Source organism: Pseudomonas sp. P4_D7, assembly GCF_056401755.1.
This window is the reverse complement of the sequence record NZ_JBFUIR010000120.1, coordinates 1-3112: the sequence shown is the minus strand read 5'-3', so window position 1 is coordinate 3112 and position 3112 is coordinate 1. Positions and strand designations below refer to the sequence as shown.

Annotated in this window: 4 protein-coding genes; all 4 read left to right on the top strand. The window is 52.5% G+C overall.

Annotated elements, in window-relative coordinates; genetic code table 11:
- Positions 1 to 1113 (top strand): trans-sulfuration enzyme family protein (locus AC1DVF_RS28795; RefSeq protein ID WP_477783575.1); only part of this gene is annotated, 1113 nt, incomplete at its 5' end.
- Positions 1114 to 1255: 142 nt separating this feature from the next.
- Positions 1256 to 1573 carry a DMT family transporter gene (locus AC1DVF_RS28790; protein WP_122675166.1) on the top strand — a complete coding sequence of 106 codons (318 nt, stop codon included), beginning with the start codon at positions 1256 to 1258 and terminating at the stop codon, positions 1571 to 1573.
- A gap of 173 nt (positions 1574 to 1746) precedes the next feature.
- A complete protein-coding gene (locus AC1DVF_RS28785) occupies positions 1747 to 2529 on the top strand; it encodes a transporter substrate-binding domain-containing protein (RefSeq protein ID WP_027616443.1) in 783 nt (260 codons plus the stop codon).
- A 51-nt stretch (positions 2530 to 2580) separates the two neighbouring features.
- A partial coding sequence (locus AC1DVF_RS28780; RefSeq protein ID WP_477783574.1) for an ABC transporter permease occupies positions 2581 to 3112 on the top strand: 532 nt, incomplete at its 3' end.

The following is a 3112-nucleotide window of genomic DNA, read 5'->3' as shown; positions in this document are numbered from 1 at the left end:
GTCCGTACGCCATTGGTTATGGCGAACTCCTATCTCTTGCCGGAAGACCCCGCGACCATGGACTGGTCGAGCCCGGACGGGCTCGTGTACACACGCAATCAAGGCCACAACCAGGTTTGCCTTGAGAAAAAACTCACAGCCCTTGAGGGTTGTGAAGACGCGGTGGTATTCGCGACCGGTGTTGCTGCCTTGCACTCGGTATTTTTTTCATTCTTGAAAAGTGGTGATCACGTCATCGTCAGTGACATCACCTACCAGGCAGTCTGGCGGCTTTTCGCCGAACTACTGCCTGAACGTTACGGCATTGAGGCAACCTTCGTAGACGTAGGTGACCTGGAATCGGTACGTAACGCCATTCGCCCCAATACCAAGCTGATCCACACTGAAACGATCGCCAACCCCACCACGAAAGTTGCAGACATTGCGGCATTGGCTGAGATTGCACACGCTCATGGCGCGCTGATCTCTGTGGATGCCACATTCACGCCGCCTCCATTTTTTCGTGCAAGTCAACACGGTGTCGACTTCGTCATTCACTCATTGACCAAATACATCAATGGCCATGGTGATGCCATGGGCGGGGTAGTGATCGGCTCCAACCAGTTGATCAACAAGATCAAGAATGATGCCTTGGTTGACCTCGGCGCGACCATTTCGCCGTTCAACGCGTGGATGATCATGCGCGGCTCGGTCACGTTGCCTCTGCGCTTGAAGCAATTATTGAACTCGGCCGAAAAGTTGGCTCAGTTTCTGGATAGCGATGATCGGATTGCCTACGTCTACTACCCCGGTTTGCCCTCCCACCCGCAGCATGAGTTGGCGCGCCGGCAATTTGCGGGCAAGGGCTATGGTGCTGTGATGGCGTTTGCCGTAGAGGGTGATCCTGATACCCAGAATCGCTTTGTCTCGAACCTGCGCATCATCACGTCGGCCGTTTCATTAGGGCATGACGAATCACTGATCGTGCACGTAGGTGCAGAGGGTCGAGGTGGCTTTGACAAGTACCCCGAAGAGTTCCGCCAGTACGGTCATTTGCGGTTTTCTGTAGGGCTGGAAGACCCAGAAGACTTGATCAAGGATATTGCGTTCGCGCTGGACGCAACATTCAAGTGATTTGAATACGGGCGCTATGTAATCAGGGTTTGGTCAACCCGTCTTTACCCCCGTCCTCGCGGGGGTCTTTTTAATAACGTTGACGTGTTAATTGCGCCTGGCGCAAACAGTCTTGGTGTTTTTTATTGATTGGGAGTTGCTCATGGCTTGGGTGAGTTTGATAGTTGCGGGGATATTTGAAGTTGTGTGGGCTTTTTCGATGAAGCAATCTGAAGGGTTTACGCGATTAGTGCCCACGGTCATTACATTTGTAACCGTGATTGCCAGTTTTGCGCTGTTGTCCTTCTCGATGAAGAGCTTGCCGCTGGGTACGGCATACACCATCTGGACGGGGATCGGCGCTGTGGGAGCTTTTGCTGCAGGTATTTTCTTCATGGGTGAACCCGCCACGCTGTTGCGTATCGTGGCCGCCGTATTGATTGTCAGTGGACTGTTAATGATGAAATTGGTGTCTGCTTGAAAGGCGAGCATTTTGCTCGTGATAACGTTCAATTTGCCATATTCGTAAAGTCGCCGTACTCAGGTAACGTTCAAGTCCAGACGCAGGTCTCGCTAAATAATAACGAGCGTCATGGTTAATGCTGTCGGATGTTTACTGCCCTTAATCCAACTACAATATCTAGGGATGTAATTATGATTTCGCTAAAGAAGCTATGTTTAGTAATGGGCTTGGCGTTGTGCACAAGTGCAGTGTCTGCCAAAGAATACTCCACCTTGCGTTTCGGCGTAGATGCCAATTACGCGCCGTTTGAGTCCAAGGCCGCCGATGGCAGCCTCAAGGGATTTGATATTGACTTGGGCAACGCGATTTGCGCCAAGCTTTCAGTCAAATGCATCTGGGTGGAAAGCGATTTTGATGGCCTGATTCCAGGCCTCAGGGCCGGCAAGTTCGACGGTATCCTGTCATCCATGACCGTGACGGCCACTCGTGAAAAAGCCATTGATTTTTCAAGCGAGCTTTTCTCCGGATTCACGTCCTATGTGTTCAAGAAGGGGTCGGACCTGAGCACGGATGTGGCATCACTCAAAGGCAAAACGGTTGGCTATTTTCAAGGCAGTATCCAGGAAGCTTACGCCAAGGCCGTGCTGGACAAAGCCGGGATAAAAATCCAGTCCTATCAGAACCAGGATCAGGTGTATTACGACCTGGTAGCGGGGCGGCTGGATGCATCCCTTCAGGATGCGCTTCAAGCCCAACTGGGTTTTATCAACTCCCCCCAGGGCGCTGACTACGAAATGAGCCCGTCGGTCGAGAGCCCTTATCTTCCCTCCAAAACAGCCATCGGCATCGCCAAGGGCAATACAGAGCTCAAGGCCTTGCTGGATAAAGCGATCCAGGCTCTTCACGACGATGGCACCTATGATTCGATCCAGAAGCAGCATTTTGGCGATCTGAATCTTTACAGCGGCAAATAACCACCCGGCGCTCGTCCGCTGGATGGGCGTTTTCGCTATAGGTTGTTGATCATGTTTGAACCATTATTAGGCGCATTGGGGCTCTCTGCATTCAGCTTGCAAGGCTTCGGCCCGCTGCTGCTCGAAGGCACCTGGATGACCGTCAAGCTGTCCCTGTGCTCTCTTTTGCTTAGCGTATTGCTCGGGTTGATGGGCGCCAGCGCTAAACTGTCCAGTCTCAAGCTGCTGCGTATGCCCGCGCAGCTCTACACCACACTGATTCGTGGGGTGCCGGATCTGGTGCTGATGCTGTTGATTTTCTACAGTCTGCAAACCTGGCTGACGGTCATCACAGTGGCATTGGGCTGGYAGTACATCGAAATCAATCCCTTCGTCGCAGGAATCATCACCCTTGGTTTTATCTACGGCGCCTATTTCACCGAAACTTTCCGCGGCGCCATGCTGGCCGTACCCCGTGGACAGGTCGAAGCCGCTACTGCCTATGGGTTAAGTCGCGCCCAGCGTTTTCGCTTTGTGGTATTCCCGCAAATGATGCGGTTTGCCCTCCCGGGGCTGGGTAATAACTGGATGGTAATTCTTAAAG

Bases quoted from the DNA above. Each gene is read 5' to 3' on its own strand.
- AC1DVF_RS28790 (WP_122675166.1), top strand. From the start codon at position 1,256: ATGGCTTGGGTGAGTTTGATAGTTGCGGGGATATTTGAAGTTGTGTGG.
- AC1DVF_RS28785 (WP_027616443.1), top strand. From the start codon at position 1,747: ATGATTTCGCTAAAGAAGCTATGTTTAGTAATGGGCTTGGCGTTGTGC.